Source organism: Ensifer sp. ENS11, from assembly GCF_014851895.1.
Lineage (GTDB): Bacteria > Pseudomonadota > Alphaproteobacteria > Rhizobiales > Rhizobiaceae > Ensifer > Ensifer canadensis.
On the sequence record NZ_JACVAN010000023.1, the window covers coordinates 68,499 to 86,054 of the forward strand.

Here is a 17,556-nt window from a genome sequence, read left to right on the forward strand (position 1 = left end):
CAACTGGCTATCGTTTCGGCGGTATCGAGCCCGGTCTTAACCGAGCTTCCTGCTCACATCCGCAAAGGTCTCTTCGAGGACGGCGAGCAGATGATCGGCGTCGCGTTTCGAGAAGATCATCGGCGGACGCATCTTCAAGACGTTGTCATGTGGCCCTTCGGTGCCCATCAACACGCCGCGCTGGCGGGCGCCGTTGGAAACGGCCCGGGCAAATTCGGTGGCGGGTGCCTTGGTATTGCGGTCGCTGACCAGTTCGATGCCAAGGAACAGCCCCATGCCGCGGACGTCGCCGATCACCTCGTAACGCGCCTGCATCGCCCGGAAGGAGCCGATGAGGTAGTTGCCGATAGCAAGTGCGTTGCCGCGCAGGTCCTGCCCCTCGATGACGTCGAGCACGGCAAGGCCGACGGCGCAGGAAACCGGGTTTCCGCCGAAGGTGTTGAAGTACTCCATGCCGTTGTTGAAGCTGTCGGTGACCTCGCGGGTGGTGACGACGGCGGCCAGCGGATGGCCGTCGCCGATCGGCTTGCCCATGGTGACGATGTCGGGAACGATCCCTTGAGTCTCGAACGCCCACCAGTGGCTGCCGACACGGCCGAAGCCGACCTGAACCTCATCGGCGACGCAGACGCCGCCGGCTTCGCGCACCAGGCGATAGACTTCCTTCAAGTAGCCTTCGGGCAGGAACACCTGGCCGGCAACGCTCGGGATCGATTCCGCGATGAAGAAGCCGAGGCCTTCGCCCTTTGCCTGCATGGCCGCGATCTGCTCTGCGACGCTTTCGGCAAAGCGCTTGCCGTGTTCTTCTGCCGGCCAATCGGCGGGCGCGCGATAGCTGTCGGGAACGGCAGCGACATGGACATGCGGTTTCGGGCCCTTGCCGCCTTTGCGACGGAATTTGTAGGGGCTGATGTCGATCAGCTCCTGCGTGGTGCCGTGATAGGACCAGTCGAGCGTGATGGCGTTTTCACGGCCCGTATGCGCGCGCATCATGCGCAGCGCCAGGCTGTTTGCCTCCGAGCCGCTGTTGACGAAACCGGCGACTGTCAGTTCTTTCGGCAGCGTCGCGGTCAGCCGTTCCGCATAGGCGACAATATTGTCGTGCAGATAGCGCGTGTTGGTGTTGAGGATCGCCGCCTGCTTCGTCATCGCCTCGACGACCGCGGGATGGGCGTGGCCGATGTGGCAGACATTGTTGAAGCAGTCGAGATAGGCGCGGCCACTGTCGTCGATCAGCCAGACGCCTTCGCCGCGCACGAACTTGATCGGCTTTTCGTAGGAGATCGACAGGTTCGGCAGCAGCAGTTCCTTGCGCAGCTTGACGATCTCGTCATGCGCACGACCGCTCTTTGCGTAAAACTCCTCGGCAATGCCGGCGAAGGTGCGCGCATCGGGGAAGAGCTCGGCCCAGACGTCGAGATATTGCGGTTCGCCGACGCCGAGGATTTCGGTCGCCGAAAGGTTTGCGTCGATGGAAAGCTGCAAATGCAGGTGCGGCGCCCAGCCGCCGTTTTCCATCGGAGCACCCATTTCGCCGACGAGCGCACCGGCTTCGAGCCGGTCGCCAGCCTTGATCCGGCCCATTGTCTCGTGCGCCAGATGACCCCAGAGCGACACGAAGGGCGGGCAGCCCTCGGGTTCGTGGCGAAGCGCAATCAGGCAGCCGTAACCAAGCGGGTCCGCCTCGATCTCGACGCTGACGACGGTGGCGGCGATCGGTGTGAACACCTTGGTGCCGGCTGCCATGAACAGGTCGAGCCCGAGATGGCAGGTGCGGCGGGTGTTCTCGACCAGCCGTGAGACGAACATTTCGCCGGCATAGACGGTGCGCGCCTCACCCCAGGGGCCGATGCCGAGATCGACGCCGTTTTCGCGGCAATAGTCTTCCCAGATCGCCTGGGCCTCATCCGGCTGTTCACCGGCGGATTTCACCGTCATCGGATGATCAGGGTCGCCGTAGGGCACGAGCGCTGCTGGGTAGGTCGCGGCCGGGCGTTCGAGCAGCGGCGCGAGCGCCTTGCGGTTTTCGCTAATCCAGGCGGTAACGCCGCGCGTTCCCGGAGCTGCCTCGAAGCCGCAGGCCTTGCGCAGGATCGCGGTGGCAAAGCGCGGGTTCATCCGGTCGAGTTTGCGCAAGAGCGTCCAGGCTGGCCTTTCGCTGATGGCAAGGTAAGGATTGTCGGTCGTGTGGGCGCGGCGCGAGGCCGAGATCGTCACCGAGGTGACGAGCCGCATGGCGATGAGGTCGAAGAGAAGATCGACTTCCTCTTCGAGCAGCGGATATTCCGCGTGGAAGCCGCGGGCGATGGCGGCGGTGGCGCCGATCGGGTCGGGATGGTCGAGACCGGCATAGGCGGCGGCAATGGCGACTTCGGCAATGACGGGCGCATAGAGTGCGTCGCCGAAATCGATCAGCCCGGAGATGCGGTCATGATCTGATTTGTCGACCAGTACGTTCCAGTCGTTGGCGTCGTTGTGGATGACAGCCGACCGCAGTGTCGCCAGCCTCGGCTCCACCGACTTTGCAAAGCGGACAAGGAAACGCTCCAGCAATGCGCGGTCATCCGGCTCGGTTACATGGTTCAGCCTGTCCCTGGAACGGCCGGCCTTGCGAATGTCCCAGTCGAGGTCGCGCAACGCACCCGGATGCATGAAGCCTTTCAGCGAGGCGTCGAAGCGGCCGAGCATCTGGCCGAGCGACTGGAGCGCACTGGTGCTGCGGCCGGTTTCGGCGAGCGGGTTGCCCGAGACCCAGCTGACGAGGCGCAGCCTGTGGCTGACGCCGTGCTGGCTGGTGGTTCCGGCAAGGCTGGTGCCGGCCAATGTCGGCTTGATGTGCGGCACCGGCAATTCGGCGGCAAAGGTTCCGACATGGCTGAGCAGCGCCGTCTGGAAGTCGCTCTCGACCTCGGGCTCGGCGGCATTGACGACCTTCAGGATATAGGTGGCGCCGTCGGCGGCCTCGACCTTGAAGTTCTGGTCGCGTTCGCTGGCCAGCAGCGACAGCGTGCCGGAAAGGCCGTAATGCTGCTTCAGCAGTGCTGACGCAGCGTCGATAGAAAAGTCTGGTGTCGTCTTCAGCATGTCGTTCATGGGAACCCTCGTCTTGAGAGGCAGAGTTGCACGAGCGGCCGACGCATGCATCCGGCATTATGCCGGTTGCACCGACATTATGTTTATAATAACCGTCATCTTGTCGGCGCGCTCGGAGGCGGAAATCATGCAGGACATCGACGCGATCGACCGGACGATCCTCAGCATCCTGTCGCGGGAGGCGCGCATCCCGATGAAGTCGCTGGCGGGCAGGATCGGGCTTTCCCGAAGTGCGACGACGGAGCGCGTCACCCGCCTGGAAAAGGCGGGCATCATTCGCGGCTACCGCGCCGATATCGGCCAGCTGGAGGAGGGGCAGATCCAGGCCTTCCTGCTCGTCACGCTGCAGCGTACGCCGTCGATCGGCGTGCTTGACCGGCTCGCCGGCTTTTCTTCCGTGCGCAAGGTTTCCTCCGTCAGCGGCCAGCTCGATCTGGTCGTCGAGGTCGAGGTCGGCTCCATCAACGCGCTGAATGAACTGCGCAACGAAGTGGCGACCATGGACAACGTCGAGGATCTGACGACGTCGATCGTGCTCAGGCGGGATATCGAGCGTAGCTGATATTCCCGGGGATATCGAAAGAACCTGAGGCGTATCACCCCTCGCTCAGCATCTCCGCCTCGCCGGAGAAGCGCTCGACCAACGTACGGCGCACGCGGCCGATGTCGCGCAACGGCGGCTCGCCGAAGTGGCGGGCATATTCGCGACTGAATTGCGACTGGCTCTCGTAGCCGACCTGATGGCCGGCATCTCCGGCATCGAGACTTTCTTCCAGCATCAGCCGCCGCGCCTCCTGCAGCCGCAACTGCTTCTGGTACTGCAGCGGGCTCATTGCGGTGATCGCCTTGAAATGGTGGTGCAGCGACGAAACGCTCATCGAGACCCGGCTCGCTAGGTCGTCGATGCGCAGCGGCCGGGAATAGTGCTCCTTCAGCCAGGCGACGGCGCGGCCGACCTGATGCGGCTGGCTTTCGACTGTTGCCATCTGGCGAAGCCGGTGGCCGTGCGGGCCGGTCACCAGGCGATACAGAATTTCCTGCTCGACCAGCGGCAGCAGTGCGGGAATATCGTCGGGCCGGTCGAGTAGCCGCAAGAGCCTGAGTGCTGCATCTTCGAGGTCAGGTGTGATCTTGCTGACCGTCATGCCGCGCGGCGAGGCGGAGGCCGGCATATGCCCCTGCGCCAGAAAGTCGAGCAATGCCGGAATCTTGGCCGTATCGATCTGGAAGGCGAAGCTGAGATAAGGCTCGTCGGCCGAAGCCTTGCAGACCTGCGACAACACCGGCAGGTCGATCGACGTCAGCAGATAATCGGAAGCGCCATAGATCAGCGTCTCGTCGCCGAGTACCACGCGCTTGGCGCCCTGGACGATGATCGCAAGGCTCGGCTTGTAGGCCGCGCAATTGACGGGTGCGTCGCCGGAATGGCGATGAATGCTCAAACCTGGGATTGCGGTCTGGTGGTCGCCGTCCTTCCCGGTGATCCGGGCAATGACGTCGATCATGTCCTGTCTGGCAGTCTGTCGCGTGGCTGTCATATTCTGTGGTCTTTCCAGCGGCTTAGCATTGTGTGCGGCAATGCTCAGATAAGGCTTCGAAGCGCTATTGCCATCATATATTTTTCATTCTTGCAGGATCGGGCAAAAACTTTGCAGGATCGCGATAACGCTTTTGCCGATCGCGAACGCATAGTCCCTGCCTGCGATCTGCCGGTAACGCTCCGGTCATTTCGCATCTCCCAAAATTGAAGGACAGACTGATGGCCATTGCAAGAGGATATGCGGCGACCGACGCGTCGAAACCGCTGACGCCCTTCACCTTCGAACGTCGCGAGCCGCGCGACAACGACGTGGTGATCGACATCAAATATTGCGGCGTCTGCCACTCCGACATTCACCAGGCACGCAACGAATGGGGCAACTCGGCCTTCCCGATGGTCCCCGGCCACGAGATCGTCGGCATCGTCACCGCCGTCGGCTCCAAGGTCACCAAATTCAAGGTGGGTGACCGCGCCGGCGTCGGCTGCTTCGTCGATTCGTGCACCACCTGCGCGACACGCGACGTCGATCTGGAGCATTACATGCCAGGTCTGGTGGTGACCTATAACGGCGTCGAGGCCGACGGCAAGACAGCGACGCAGGGTGGCTACTCCGACAGCATCGTCGTCAAGGAAGGCTATGTCCTGTCGATCCCGGAAAACCTGCCGCTCGACGCGGCGGCACCGCTTTTGTGTGCCGGCATCACGCTCTATTCGCCGCTTCGTCACTGGAAGGCCGGTCCCGGCAAGAAGGTCGCGATCGTCGGCATGGGCGGTCTCGGCCATATGGGCGTCAAGATCGCCCACGCCATGGGCGCGGAGGTGACGGTGCTCAGCCAAAGCCTGTCGAAGAAGGAAGACGGGCTGAAGCTCGGTGCCGACCACTACTTCGCCACCAACGATCCGGAAACCTTCAAGACGCTTCAGGGCCAGTTCGACCTGATCATCTGCACGGTCGCAGCCGAGATCGACTGGAACGCCTATCTCAACCTGTTGAAGGTCGACGGCGATTTCGTGCTGGTCGGTATTCCGGAAAATGCCGTGCCGGTCCATGCCTTCGCGCTGGTTCCGGCCCGCCGCAGCATTTCCGGCTCGATGATCGGTTCGATCAAGGAAACCCAGGAAATGCTCGACTTCTGCGGCGCCCACAACATCGTCTCGGAGATCGAAACGATCAAGATCCAGGAGATCAACGAAGCCTACGAGCGTGTCGTCAAGAGCGACGTCCGCTACCGCTTCGTCATCGACATGGCGTCGCTCGACGCGGCGTAAGCGCGGGTTCAGGGGTGCCGTACTAAAGTGCTTGCCCCGGGATCCCATCGGCTCCCGGGGTCATTCTTATTTGGTCTCAGACGAGCGGCAGTGGCCCGTCGTTCTTGATCTCTTCCATGACAGCATAGGTGCGGGTTTCCTTGACGCCCGGCAGCGTCCACAGCACCTGGCCAAGGAAATTGCGGTAGGCCGCCATGTCCTCGAAGCGGGTCTTGACGAGATAGTCGAAGCCGCCGGCGACCATGTGACATTCGAGAACCGCCGGCGCCTGCTTGATCGCGATCGCGAACTGATCGAACACGTCGGGCGTCGTCTTGTCGAGCATGACCTCGATGAAGACGAGCAGGCCGAAGCCGAGCTTCTGCGGATCGAGACGGGCGCCGAAGCCCGAAACATACCCTTCCTTCAACAGCCGGCGCAGTCTTTCGCTTGTTGCCGTCGGTGACAGGCCGATGCGATCGGCAAGCTCCAGATTGGTGATCCGGCCATCCGCCTGCAGGATGTTGAGAATTCTACGGTCTATCTTGTCGATCTGATGCATCGTGCCGCCTCCCGCTCGCGCCTCAGGCGGCAAGTCGCGTTTCCGCGAGTTTCACCCAATAGGAAATCCCGTGCGGGATCGCTTCGTCGTTGAAGTCATAGCCCGGGTGGTGCAGCCCGGCGGTGTCGCCGTTGCCCATGAAAATGAAGGCCCCCGGGCGGGCGAGCAGCATGTAGGAGAAATCCTCGCCGCCCATCATCGGATCGAGCGACGGCCTGATATTGCCTTCGCCGGCAATTTCCGCCGCTGCCTTCAGCGCGTAGCCCGTCTCGTCCTCATGGTTGACGGTCACCGGATAGTTGCGGCTGTACCAGACATCGACGGTTGCGCCATAGACGTCGGCGATGCCTTCGGCGATCAGCCGGATGCGGGTCTCGCCGATATCGCGCACTTCGGGCTTCAGGGTGCGCACGGTGCCGCCGAGCACCGCCTCCTCCGGGATGACGTTGTGGGCAAAGCCGGCGTTGAATTTGGTGACCGAGACCACGACGGAAGCGAGCGGATCGACCGTTCTCGACGCGATTGTCTGCAATGCAGTGACGATCTGCGTGCCGATGACGATCGGGTCGATCGTCTTGTGCGGCTGGGCCGCATGGCCGCCACGGCCCTTGATGGTGATGGTGAACTCGTCGGTCGAGGCCATGATCGCGCCGACGCGGCTGCCGAAATGCCCGACGGGCATGCCAGGCATATTGTGCATGCCGTAGACTTCGGCGATGTCGAAGCGCTCCATCATGCCGTCCTTGACCATCTCGTTGCCGCCGCCGCCGCCTTCTTCTGCCGGCTGGAAGATGACCGCGACGCTGCCAGCGAAGTTGCGGGTCTCGGCCAGATATTTGGCCGCGCCGAGCAGCATGGCGGTGTGGCCGTCATGGCCGCAGGCGTGCATCTTGCCGGAAGTTTCCGACGCCCAGGACTTGCCTGATGTCTCGGTGATCGGCAGCGCATCCATGTCGGCGCGCAGGCCGATGGTGCGGCCAGCACCGAGATTGCCCTTGATCAGGCCGACGACGCCGGTCCGACCAAGGCCGGTCACGATTTCGTCAACGCCGAACTCCTTCAGTTTCATTTCGACGAAGGCTGCCGTATTTTCCACCGCGAACAGGAGCTCGGGGTTCTTGTGCAGATGACGCCGCCATTCGGTGACTTCGTTTTGCAGTTCGGCGGCGCGGTTGAGAATCGGCATGAGTTGAGTCCTGTCGGTCTGTTCGATCACATCTATCTGCGGTGGATTGGCGCAGCAGCCAACGAATGGGCTTTGCCATCTCCTCGCCATATAGGCTAAATAGCCGGACGAGACGAGGCAACAGCGGAATTTCGAGGACTATGGTGGTGACAGCAGGATTTTTCATGCGAGGCAAGGCAAGAGCAGTGGGTATCGTGGCCGGTGCCTGCGCGAGCCTTCTCATGGCTATGCCGGCGGTTGCCAATCCGCGGCTCGTCGTCGACGTCAATACGTTGAAGGTTTACGAGCATCAGGACATCTTCCAGAAATGGTATCCGGCGTCGCTGACCAAGCTGATGACGGCCTATACCACCTTCCGGGCGATCAAGTCGGGACAGTTGGCGCTGACAAGCCCTGTGGTGATGACCAAGAACGCCGCTTCGGAGCCGCCGAGCAAGATGTTCTACAAGCCCGGCCAGGCGATGACGCTCGACAGCGCGCTGAAGATGATGCTGGTGAAGTCGGCGAACGACGTGGCCGTGGCGATCGCCGAAACCGTTGGCGGTTCCGAGCCCGCCTTCATCGACAGGATGAATTCCGAAGCGCGCCGCATCGGCATGACGTCGTCGCATTTCATCAATGCCAACGGCCTGCCGGGGCCCGGCCAGTACACCACCGCGCGCGACCTTGCCGTGCTGGCGATCACGCTGAAGCGCGAGTTTCCCGAATACGCGTCCTATTTCTCGCTGGAAGGGTTCACCACCGGCAAGAAGGACTATGCGAACTACAACATGCTGATCGGCCGGTTCGAAGGCGCTGACGGCATGAAGACCGGTTTCATCTGCGCGTCCGGTTTCAACCAGGTCTCCTCGGCGACGCGTGATGGCCGCAGCGTCGTTTCCGTCGTGCTTGGCGAAGACAGCCTCGGCGCCCGTGCCGACGAATCCGCGCGCCTGCTGCAGACGGCGCTGACGACATCGGGAACAGCCAAGCCGTCGCTGGTACAGATCGCGCCTTATGGTGAAACGCGCGACCTGGTTGCCGATGTCAGCAAGCAGATCTGCTCGAAAGCGGCAGCCAAGGTGCGCAGCGAAGGGCGTGACGAAGCCGGGCGGCAGAAGCTGCTCTCGCCGTTCATCCACGAGATCGGCCGTCCGCTGAAGCTGGCCTTTGCCGGCCTCATCCCCGGCAGCGGCGACAAGCTGGCCAAGGTGGGCGCCGATCCGGCTGGCCAGGGCGATGTCGCCAATGTGCCGATCCCGGTGCCGCGGCCGAGCCTCTGATCGGAGTTTCCAATGGTTAGCCCACTGCCGGCCGTGCCGGTTTCGATCCTGACCGGTTTTCTCGGTGCGGGCAAAACGACGCTGCTGAACCGGCTTCTGAAGGACCCGGATCTCTCGGATACGGCCGTCATCATCAACGAATTCGGCGATGTCTCCATCGACCACCTGTTGGTGGAAGCCTCAAGCGACGGCGTCATCGAGCTTTCCGACGGCTGCCTGTGCTGCACGGTGCGCGGCGAGCTGGTGGATACGCTTGCCGACCTCATGGACCGGATGCAGACCGGCCGGATCAAGCCGCTGAAGCGCGTCGTCATCGAGACGACCGGACTTGCCGACCCGGCGCCGGTGCTGCAATCGGTGATCGGCAACCCGGTGATTGCCCAGAGTTTTCGTCTCGATGGCGTGGTGACTGTGGTGGATGCGGTCAACGGGCTGCAGACGCTTGCCAACCACGAGGAAGCTCTGAAGCAGGTCGCGGTCGCCGATCGCATCGTCATCAGCAAGGCGGACCTTGCCGACCAGGCACAATTGGACGAGTTACGGTTGCGACTGCGGGCGCTCAATCCGCGCGCGCCGTTCATTGATGGCGACAGTCCCGAAGCAGGGCGGGGCGCGCTCTTTGCCTGCGGCCTTTACGACCCGGCGTCGAAGATCGCCGATGTCGGCCGCTGGCTGCAGGACGAAGCCGATCATGGGCATCATCTCCACGATCAGCATCATCATGACGGCGACCACGGCCACCATCGCGATCATGATCACCACCACCACCACCACCACCACCATCATCACGATGCGACGCGCCACGGGGCGGACATCCGTTCGTTCAGCATCGTGCATGACAGGCCGATCGAGCCGATGGCGCTCGACATGTTCATCGATCTATTGCGCTCGGCCCATGGCGAGAAGCTGTTGCGGATGAAGGCGATTGTCGCAGTCTCCGACAATCCGGAGCGGCCGTTGGTCCTGCATGGCGTGCAGAATGTCTTTCACACGCCGGAGCGGCTGTCCGTCTGGCCGGATCCGGCTGATCGGCGCACGCGTATGGTGCTGATCACCAAGGGGTTGAGCGAAGCATTCGTGCGCGACCTTTTCGATGCCTTTACGGGCAAGCCACGCATTGATCGTCCCGACGCGCAGGCGCTTTCCGATAATCCTCTCGTGGTGCCTGGAATGAAATTCTAGAATTGTTTGCGTGACGCCGGCCGTCTTTTGCTGCAAATGGCGCGGGAAACGGTTAAAATCTGTAGTACTTTCGGGTGATGTTTCAGCAGGCGCATAAACATTTTTGGGCTAATATTTTGGCTTTACTTCTAACTTGCCGAAACCGCTCTGAGAATGGCGATGTTTGTGCCATGGACGCGTGGATTCACCAATCAACACGCGGTGTCAGATCTATAACTGCCTGTAAAGATTGAAGTCAACGAACCTTTGTCCGGTTTTTCCCATACGGTGCTTGTCGGCCTCTTAAATCAAAAAGGGCGAGTATTTGCGCGGTATTGTCGATGTTTAGTCCGCGGCTTTCGCCACGTCGGACCGATATTTCTGTGCTTGCCAAATTAACTAGAAGTTAGTGTCTTCTTTAAAACACTGATCTGATGAACTAGCATGTTTGTTGCGGAGGGAGAGCAACGACCATGTCGATATCAGTTGCATTTGTTGACGACCATCCGATCCTCCTGGAAGGACTGGTCAGCTTATATTCTGGAAAAAGTGACCTCGAGATCGTCGCGAAGGGCGAAAACGCGGTCGATGCTTTGAAAATAGTTGAAGAATTTTCACCTGAAGTTCTCGTGCTCGATTTGAGCATGCCCGGCGATGCCATTGCGGCTATCGAGCTGGTTACGCAAAAATACAAAGACACGCGGATCATCGTCTTCACCGCAAATTCAAGCATTGAAACCGCGATACAAGTCCTGAACTACGGGGTCTCTGGCTATGTGCTGAAGGGCAGCAGCGCCAGCGACCTGCACGAGGCCATACGCACGGTCTATGACGGTGAAACGTTCATCACGGCGGGGTTCGCGACCAAGGTCATCATGGCCATGAAGACAGCGGAAATCCGTCGGCGATCCCAGGCACAACGACGCCTGAGCCTGCGCGAAGAGCAGATCGTTCGCCATCTCATGCGTGGTAGCACCAACCGCGAAATAGCGGCCTGCCTCGATATCAGCGAAAAGACCGTCAAGCATTACATGACGGTGTTGATGCAGAAACTCGACGTCAGGAACCGTGTGGAAGTGGTGCTGGCGGCGCAGCGCCTGGATGTGTTGCCGGACGGCTCTGCCGAACGCAGCGCATCACGGCGCATCAACTAGCGCATGTCGCGCAAAGCGGTTTTGCGGTGACGACATGCTCTAGTGACGATCGAACGAGCCGCCGCTGTGATCGAGTGGCAGAACCGCTGTTACCACCGTTCCGCTCGCCCGGCGGATGGTACGCATGCGACCGCCAAATGCGCGAATGCGGCGCTTCTGCGTGATGGTGCCGAGCCCTGTGCGGCCGGTGCTGCGCACGGACACAGTCGTCGATGGTGCGGTGCCCACATCGGCCACGGTGATGAAGAGGCGGTTATGGCGCGTGCCGTAGCGCAGGTGCTGGCGGTTGCCCGGCGCATGTCGCTCGCTGTTCATCAGGGCTTCCTGGATGAAACGATAGACGCAGATGTTGAGGTGTGGATCGACCGTCTGCGAGGCGATCAGTCCGACAACATCGATCTCGCGGCCGATGACATCCACGTGCCGCCTTACCGCAAGCTGGATCGTGTCGCTGAGCGACATGTCGTCGAGCTCCGGCAGCACGAGATCGGTCGAAATGTTCCTCAGCTCCTCAAGTGCCGTCGTAACCGTACTGACCAGCTTGTCGATATCCTGCCGCCTTACCGGATCCGCTGACTGGCCGCCGATCGGTTGCGTGGCCATATCGCTCAGCCTCAGCTTCAGCAAGGTCAACAGCTGGACCGGACCATCGTGCAGATCCGTACCGATCTGGTCGAGGATCATCTCATTGAGCTTGCCGGCCTCGAGCCGCGCCGTTTCCGCAGCCCCACGCAGCCGTCGGTTCTGGTTGGAGAGTTCCAGCGCGCGTCGCAGGCTGTGGCGGATGGCGGCGTGTTGGCGATCGATGAGCAGGCTGCCGCTACGAACGATCAGGAAGAGGAGCGCCAGCATCGGGACCGAGACGAGAAGCACGATGCTGATCGTCTCCCGCCAGGCCGTCGACAGTTCGCCCACCAGGAAATCGGGGCGCTCGTAGAATTCACCGACCAACAGCACCTTGCCGGCTTCGTTTCGCACGAGCGGGGCGTAGACCTCGATGTACATGCCGCGCTGCTCGTCACCGGTGTATTCGTGTTTCTCGATCATCGTACGCGAAACGACGATCTCGCCCGCCAAGGCGCGCTGTAGCTCTTCGAAGACAACCTCCTCGTCGATCTCCTTGCCCGAAGTCGAATACATCAGGCTTCCGTCTGGCCCCCAGATCTTCAGCTCGTGGACATGCTGGCCGAGCGCGCTGGTGCCCAGCAGCTGCTTGAGTTTGTCTTCGACGAATGGCGGCAGCACGCCGCGTTTGATGTCCTCCTCGGAGATCAGCGGCGCAACAAATGTCTGGAGATAGGCAGCGCCGAGCGAGCCGACGCTATTGAAGACGGTCTTTTCCAGACGGTTCGTCGTCCAGACCGCGAGTGCGATCATCAACGCCACAACGACGAAGGAGGCAATGATGATGAACTGCACCTCAAGCCGCAGTCGCTGGAATGTCGACAGCAGGTTTCTCAAGGTTGCTGCCTGGCGCAGGTTCAGCAGGAAGGTTTGCTTGGCGGTTTCTGTGTCGTTCCCAACGGAGTCCATGAAATTTGCCCGATCACCTGCTAGTGTTTTTATGTTCCCTGTTCTTTAAAAATGCGACCGCCAATTCCGGCATCACAGGCAAAAAACGCGATAAATCGGATTTCGCACGCTGGTTGTCAGTTTGGCAGACATTCACTCTGTACGATCCTGCAAAATCTAGCGGCGACTAAGGTCCGACTCTAGGGGACCTTAGTCGGTGGTCGAACGGGCCTTTGGTCGCGAAAATCACACGACGTTATTCGTCGCGCTGACGACGGCTTCGCTGCGCGTCCAATTCTTCCACCATGGTCTCACCTGATCACCGGGGGTGGCGATAGCACCGTTCCGCTCGAGAATGACGATCCGTTGCTCATAGGGGTGGCTGGCCAGTTCGCAACCGCGGACGATATTCCGATCCATTTTGCGCTTCATCGCCCTCATCCGCTCCACTGAGGACCGCGACGACGATTGCCCTATCAACACGGCCACGCCTTTCGTCAAGGAAACCCGACCCACGGGCGCATGCGTCGCATCAGGTCTGCCAGCGCGAACGCATTACACAAGGGACGCGGTGCGGACGGTTCAAGACCAAGGACGCTGCTGTTTGGCTTCAAGCGCCCTTGCGGATCAGAAAGCGATAACCGCCGTCGGCCGGCGAGGCCGCTTCGAGGCTGTGGCCGTCTTCCCGGCAGAAATGCGGGATATCGATCACCGCCATCGGATCGGTCGTCTCGATCTCGAGCAGCGCGCCTGCAGCCATGGAGGCGATGCGTTTGCGCGCCTTCAAAACGGGAAGGGGGCACTTAAGCCCCCTGAGGTCGTAAATCGTCTTCTCTTCGCCAGGCATCAATTGCCCCAGATCTTCCAGAACGGCCGCTTCTTCGGTGGCTGCTCCACGGCAACAGGCGCTTCGGCTGCAGGCTCGACGGCGCCTTCGGCATTTGCCGATGCCACGGCGGTCGTCTCGGGCTGAACCTTTTGCTGGGCTCCAGCCGACCGTGTCTGCTTTGCCGCTGTGCCTGCCGGTTGTGTCTGCGGCTGAACGGCAGCCTGTTGCTCCGGAGCTTCGGCGACGGGTGCCGGTGCCTGTTCTGCGGGTTCGCTCCTGGAGAACAGGCTCCAGAAGGATTTCTTGGCCGGCTGCTCGACGGCTGCCTGCAGCACGGGCTGGGGGATCGGGTTGGCGGCCGGAACCGGCACATGGGTGCCACCCTGTGTCGCCTTTTCCAGTTCCTTCTTCTGGATCTCGACAGCCAGCTTGGTTTCTTCGGCTTCCTTCTGCGCGGCTAGCTTCTTTTCGAGGTCGCTTGCCTTCATCAGCTTGCCGGCATCGATCGAATTGCCGGTCGGCGCGTAGGCAAGCTCGCGGCCGGTGCGCTGCTTGGCGACGATCGCCTTGCGCTCGGCCTCGCTCGGCTCATACCAGACCATGCCGTCATACTTCTTCATGGCCTTGTCGTAGTCGAGCTTATAGCCCTTTTCGAAAGTCGACATGGCCATCTGCAAGGCAGGTGGGGTCGACATCGCCGGGCACGTGCCGCCCGGGTTGAAGGCGGCGCTGCCCTGCTGGTTGAAGACGTATTTCTTCTCGCAGACATTGATTTCCGGAGGACGCTTGGTGACTTCGAACTGATCGTAGCCGACCTTCAACATGTTCCAGAAATCGATGTTGGGATTGTTGCGATGACGCGCCATGTTCTCGGCGGTCATGCGGAAAGGAAATGCCTGCAGCTGGACGCTCTGCTGTCCGCCCTTGAAGGCGTCGCGCGCCATGGCGAAAATCTCGATCATCTGCTCGTCGGTCATCGAGTAGCAGCCGGATGACGAACAGGCGCCGTGGATCATCAGATGCGTACCCTGACGGCCGTTGGCGCGGTCATAGGTGTTGGGGTAGCCGGTGTTGATCGCCAGATAGTATTTCGAGTTGGGATTCAGCTGCTGCGGGAACAGCGGATAGAAGCCCTCCGGCGCCTGACGGTCGCCTTCTTTCACCTTCGGACCAAGTTTGCCCGACCAGGCGCAAATCTTGTAGCTCTTCAAGAGCTGGAAGCGGTTGGACGTGTTGGCCTTCCAGACTTCGAGCGTGCCTTCTTCCTTGAAGATGCGCAGCGCGATCGGGGATGTCTTCTGCATCCCGAGCTCGCTCATCTTGGCGCTCATCTTGCTCGAGAGCTGATATTCGGTCTTGTTCTTGACAGTCGAAAGATCGACCGTCGCCGTATCCAGGGCATCGTTGGTGCAGCCGGCAAGCAGCGCGGCGACAGCGGCGGTGGCTACAAGGTTTCTCAAGCGCATCGGCGAAAGCCCGTTCAAACCAAAATTCGTCAGTGAGAGCCGCGTTCGCAGAAGGGCCCTTAGGGAATCAGTAAGCCATTATACTTCACGAATTCTTAACCCTGCAGGGCACGCTGCGCACGCCGTTGTTCATGACCGTACGAATATGGCCAAGATTTGGCCACAGTCCGATTTGTGGTTGCGAATTTTCGGCGAACAATCGCGTCGGATCAGAGGTTCCGGCCGATATTCAGGTACTTCTGTCGGCGATCGGTGCGCAATTCGTCGCCGTTGCGTCCGGACAATTCCTTCAGAGCGTCGGCAATCACCGTTCCGGTGCGGGCGATCACCGATTGCGGATCGCGGTGCGCGCCACCGACAGGCTCGGGAATGATGCCGTCGATCACGCCGAGCGCCTTCAGGTCCTCTGAGGTGATCTTCATGTTGCTGGCGGCTTCCTTGGCGCGGGTCGAATCGCGCCAGAGGATCGAGGCTGCGCCTTCCGGCGAGATGACGCTGTAGATCGCATGCTCGAGCATATAGACGCGGTTGCCGGTGGCGATCGCGATTGCGCCGCCGGAGCCGCCTTCGCCGATGACGACGGTGACGATCGGCACGCGCACGTTCAGGCACATTTCCGTCGAGCGGGCGATGGCTTCCGCCTGGCCGCGTTCTTCCGCGCCGACGCCGGGATAGGCACCGGCGGTGTCGATCAGCGTGATCAGCGGCAGGCCGAAGCGGTCGGCCATTTCCATGACCCGGATCGCCTTGCGGTAGCCTTCAGGGCGCGGGCTGCCGAAGTTGTGCTTGATGCGCGACTTGGTATCGCTGCCTTTTTCCTGACCGAGGACGGCGACAGGCATGCCGCGAAAACGCGCAAGCCCGGCCTGGATGGCCTCGTCATTGCCATAGTTGCGGTCGCCGGCAAGCGACGTGAACTCGGTGAACAGTTCCGAGGCGTAATCGAGGAAATGCGGACGCGAGGGGTGGCGGGCGACCTGGGTCTTCTGCCACGGCGTCAGCTTCGAATAGATCTCGGCCATCGCATCGCGGACCCGTGTCTCGAGCCGTTCGACCTCATCCGAAGTGTTCACACTCTCGTCTTCGCCAGCGAGCTTCTTCAGTTCGAGAATCTTGCCTTCGAGGTCGGAGATAGGTTTTTCGAAATCGAGATAGTTGTGCATGAGATGCGTTTCCGATCGTTTTGCCACAAGGATCTGCCGGCCGAAACCAGCCTGCCCGGCGGTCCTAATCCTGTTTTTTCGCCTGTTTGGCAAGAGGGTGATGGTTTTGCACGAGGTCGTGCAGCCGTTCTTCCAGAACATGTGTATAGATTTGTGTCGTCGAAATGTCCGAGTGACCCAACAGTTCCTGGACGGCACGAAGGTCGGCGCCGTTGGCAAGCAGGTGGCTGGCGAAGGCATGACGCAGCACATGCGGCGAGATCGTCGCCACGCGGATGCCGGCACGCGCCGCCAGTGATTTCAGGTCGCGGGCAAAGACCTGGCGGGGGAGAAAACCTGCCTTTGCCGTTGACGGAAACAGCCACGGGCTTTCGCGCTCGCCCCTGTCGGCTTTTGCCGTTTCTTCTTCGAGGGCTGCCCCATAAAGACGCATCGCGCGGATCGCGGCCTGGGAGAGCGGCACCAGCCGCTCCTTGTTGCCCTTGCCACGGACGACGAGAAAGCGCCCGTTCTGGGCGAGCACGCTTGCGGGCAGCGACACCAGTTCGCTGACACGCATGCCGGTGGCATAAAGAAGCTCCATCAAAGCGTGCATGCGCAGCTTGGAAAGCCGCTCCGGTCCGCCTGCCGTCGCCTCGGCTTCGGTCTCGGCCCGGCCGATCAGTCGTGACACGTCGTCGATGCTCAGCGTCTTCGGCAGGCTTCTACCCTTTTTGGGCGCATCGAGTATGCCTGTCGGGTCGTCGGTGCGCAGGCCTTCTGCATAGAGGAATTTGTAGAACTGCCTGAGCGCCGACAGCCTGCGCGCCTGCGAGGACGGCTTGAAGCCTTGGCCCGCCAGATGGGCGAGATAATGCCGGAGATCGTCGGTCGCCGCACTCGTCAGCCCCGTTCCGCGGCCGCGCATGTGGGACAAGGCGTCTTCCAGATCGCGCTCGTAGGATTGCAGCGTATTGACGGCGGCGCCGCGTTCGGCGCTCATCATTTCGAGGAAGGCCTCGACGTGTGCCGCGGAAAGATCGCTCATTGTGTCTTGTTGACCCGTTCGGATGGGATCTTCACGGTCACGTTGCGCTCGACCGGCTCGACGAAGGTGACGAGCGCGATCATCGTGCCGTAGATCAGCCCGGCGATGACGCCGCAGAAGAACAGGAACCGGAAGAGGGTGGGCATTTCAGTTTCCTCCGCAGGATCCCTTAAACCGGAACGAATTTAAGGATAAAATCATGCAGCCGTTGAATGTGCTGGGGCAACCGTGTGCGCGCTGGACCGGACGCGCCGCACTTTGGTAGATGCCCGATCTATATGAACGCCCCTTTCGCCAAGTTCAAGAAGCATGCACGGACGCGCGCGACGGCTTGACGCTCCACCCCGATTTGT

The 17,556-nt window shown here is 61.2% G+C and carries 16 protein-coding genes; 5 read left to right on the forward strand and 11 right to left on the reverse strand.

The genetic code is table 11. The features are described from left to right. Positions 1-36: 36 nt before the first annotated feature. A complete protein-coding gene (locus IB264_RS29070) occupies positions 37-3,093 on the reverse strand; it encodes an aminotransferase class III-fold pyridoxal phosphate-dependent enzyme (protein WP_057217892.1) in 3,057 nt (1,018 codons plus the stop codon). 79 nt (positions 3,094-3,172) lie between these two features. Between IB264_RS29070 and IB264_RS29075 the strand changes: the two genes are divergently transcribed. Then, positions 3,173-3,655, forward strand: a complete 483-nt coding sequence (locus tag IB264_RS29075) for an Lrp/AsnC family transcriptional regulator (protein ID WP_051509126.1) — start codon at positions 3,173-3,175, stop codon at positions 3,653-3,655. 34 nt (positions 3,656-3,689) lie between these two features. Here the strand turns inward: IB264_RS29075 and IB264_RS29080 are convergent, their stop codons facing one another. Continuing rightward, a complete protein-coding gene (locus IB264_RS29080) occupies positions 3,690-4,631 on the reverse strand; it encodes an AraC family transcriptional regulator (RefSeq protein ID WP_025424676.1) in 942 nt (313 codons plus the stop codon). 221 nt (positions 4,632-4,852) lie between these two features. On the opposite strand from IB264_RS29080, the gene IB264_RS29085 reads away from it, so the two are divergent. Then, positions 4,853-5,902: an NAD(P)-dependent alcohol dehydrogenase gene (locus IB264_RS29085; RefSeq protein WP_025424675.1), complete on the forward strand. Its 1,050-nt coding sequence runs from the start codon at positions 4,853-4,855 to the stop codon at positions 5,900-5,902. Between the two features lie 76 nt (positions 5,903-5,978). Here IB264_RS29085 and IB264_RS29090 read toward each other — a convergent pair whose 3' ends face one another. Further along, on the reverse strand, positions 5,979-6,443 hold the full coding sequence (locus tag IB264_RS29090) for an Lrp/AsnC ligand binding domain-containing protein (protein ID WP_025424674.1): 465 nt from the start codon (positions 6,441-6,443) through the stop codon (positions 5,979-5,981). Between the two features lie 22 nt (positions 6,444-6,465). Beyond that, entirely contained in the window at positions 6,466-7,629 is a 1,164-nt protein-coding gene (locus IB264_RS29095; RefSeq protein ID WP_025424673.1) for a M20 aminoacylase family protein, read from the reverse strand. A 191-nt stretch (positions 7,630-7,820) separates the two neighbouring features. Between IB264_RS29095 and IB264_RS29100 the strand changes: the two genes are divergently transcribed. From IB264_RS29100 to IB264_RS29110, 3 genes are all read left to right on the forward strand, one after another. After that, positions 7,821-8,891 (forward strand): D-alanyl-D-alanine carboxypeptidase family protein, encoded by a 1,071-nt coding sequence (locus IB264_RS29100; RefSeq protein ID WP_025424672.1) that lies wholly within the window; start codon positions 7,821-7,823, stop codon positions 8,889-8,891. A gap of 12 nt (positions 8,892-8,903) precedes the next feature. After that, the gene (locus IB264_RS29105) at positions 8,904-10,073 is read left to right on the forward strand and encodes a GTP-binding protein (RefSeq protein ID WP_057217891.1); all 1,170 of its coding nucleotides are present in this window, start codon (positions 8,904-8,906) and stop codon (positions 10,071-10,073) included. Between the two features lie 452 nt (positions 10,074-10,525). Beyond that, on the forward strand, positions 10,526-11,206 hold the full coding sequence (locus tag IB264_RS29110; RefSeq protein ID WP_025424670.1) for a response regulator transcription factor: 681 nt from the start codon (positions 10,526-10,528) through the stop codon (positions 11,204-11,206). A gap of 39 nt (positions 11,207-11,245) precedes the next feature. Here IB264_RS29110 and IB264_RS29115 read toward each other — a convergent pair whose 3' ends face one another. The 7 genes from IB264_RS29115 to IB264_RS29145 form a co-directional block, all read right to left on the reverse strand. Further along, entirely contained in the window at positions 11,246-12,739 is a 1,494-nt protein-coding gene (locus tag IB264_RS29115) for a sensor histidine kinase (RefSeq protein ID WP_025424669.1), read from the reverse strand. Positions 12,740-12,964: 225 nt separating this feature from the next. Further along, complete coding sequence (locus IB264_RS29120) at positions 12,965-13,150, reverse strand: hypothetical protein (protein WP_025424668.1); 186 nt, start codon at positions 13,148-13,150, stop codon at positions 12,965-12,967. A 178-nt stretch (positions 13,151-13,328) separates the two neighbouring features. Continuing rightward, entirely contained in the window at positions 13,329-13,565 is a 237-nt protein-coding gene (locus IB264_RS29125; protein WP_025424667.1) for a sulfurtransferase TusA family protein, read from the reverse strand. Next, positions 13,565-15,013 carry a murein L,D-transpeptidase family protein gene (locus tag IB264_RS29130; RefSeq protein WP_025424666.1) on the reverse strand — a complete coding sequence of 483 codons (1,449 nt, stop codon included), beginning with the start codon at positions 15,011-15,013 and terminating at the stop codon, positions 13,565-13,567. Before IB264_RS29130 ends, IB264_RS29125 begins: the two co-directional genes overlap by 1 nt. A gap of 209 nt (positions 15,014-15,222) precedes the next feature. Continuing rightward, positions 15,223-16,176, reverse strand: coding sequence for an acetyl-CoA carboxylase carboxyltransferase subunit alpha (locus IB264_RS29135; protein WP_025424665.1), 954 nt, complete (start codon positions 16,174-16,176; stop codon positions 15,223-15,225). 64 nt (positions 16,177-16,240) lie between these two features. Next, a complete protein-coding gene (gene xerD, locus IB264_RS29140; protein WP_025424664.1) occupies positions 16,241-17,203 on the reverse strand; it encodes a site-specific tyrosine recombinase XerD in 963 nt (320 codons plus the stop codon). Beyond that, positions 17,200-17,349 (reverse strand): hypothetical protein, encoded by a 150-nt coding sequence (locus tag IB264_RS29145; RefSeq protein ID WP_025424663.1) that lies wholly within the window; start codon positions 17,347-17,349, stop codon positions 17,200-17,202. Before IB264_RS29145 ends, xerD begins: the two co-directional genes overlap by 4 nt. Positions 17,350-17,556 lie beyond the last annotated feature (207 nt).

Bases quoted from the DNA above. Each gene is read 5' to 3' on its own strand.
- IB264_RS29080 (WP_025424676.1), bottom strand. From the start codon at position 4,631: ATGACAGCCACGCGACAGACTGCCAGACAGGACATGATCGACGTCATT.
- xerD (WP_025424664.1), bottom strand. From the start codon at position 17,203: ATGAGCGATCTTTCCGCGGCACACGTCGAGGCCTTCCTCGAAATGATG.
- IB264_RS29110 (WP_025424670.1), top strand. From the start codon at position 10,526: ATGTCGATATCAGTTGCATTTGTTGACGACCATCCGATCCTCCTGGAA.
- IB264_RS29145 (WP_025424663.1), bottom strand. From the start codon at position 17,349: ATGCCCACCCTCTTCCGGTTCCTGTTCTTCTGCGGCGTCATCGCCGGG.
- IB264_RS29105 (WP_057217891.1), top strand. From the start codon at position 8,904: ATGGTTAGCCCACTGCCGGCCGTGCCGGTTTCGATCCTGACCGGTTTT.
- IB264_RS29095 (WP_025424673.1), bottom strand. From the start codon at position 7,629: ATGCCGATTCTCAACCGCGCCGCCGAACTGCAAAACGAAGTCACCGAA.
- IB264_RS29125 (WP_025424667.1), bottom strand. From the start codon at position 13,565: ATGCCTGGCGAAGAGAAGACGATTTACGACCTCAGGGGGCTTAAGTGC.
- IB264_RS29070 (WP_057217892.1), bottom strand. From the start codon at position 3,093: ATGAACGACATGCTGAAGACGACACCAGACTTTTCTATCGACGCTGCG.
- IB264_RS29120 (WP_025424668.1), bottom strand. From the start codon at position 13,150: ATGAAGCGCAAAATGGATCGGAATATCGTCCGCGGTTGCGAACTGGCC.
- IB264_RS29130 (WP_025424666.1), bottom strand. From the start codon at position 15,013: ATGCGCTTGAGAAACCTTGTAGCCACCGCCGCTGTCGCCGCGCTGCTT.
- IB264_RS29135 (WP_025424665.1), bottom strand. From the start codon at position 16,176: ATGCACAACTATCTCGATTTCGAAAAACCTATCTCCGACCTCGAAGGC.
- IB264_RS29085 (WP_025424675.1), top strand. From the start codon at position 4,853: ATGGCCATTGCAAGAGGATATGCGGCGACCGACGCGTCGAAACCGCTG.
- IB264_RS29090 (WP_025424674.1), bottom strand. From the start codon at position 6,443: ATGCATCAGATCGACAAGATAGACCGTAGAATTCTCAACATCCTGCAG.
- IB264_RS29075 (WP_051509126.1), top strand. From the start codon at position 3,173: ATGTTTATAATAACCGTCATCTTGTCGGCGCGCTCGGAGGCGGAAATC.
- IB264_RS29115 (WP_025424669.1), bottom strand. From the start codon at position 12,739: ATGGACTCCGTTGGGAACGACACAGAAACCGCCAAGCAAACCTTCCTG.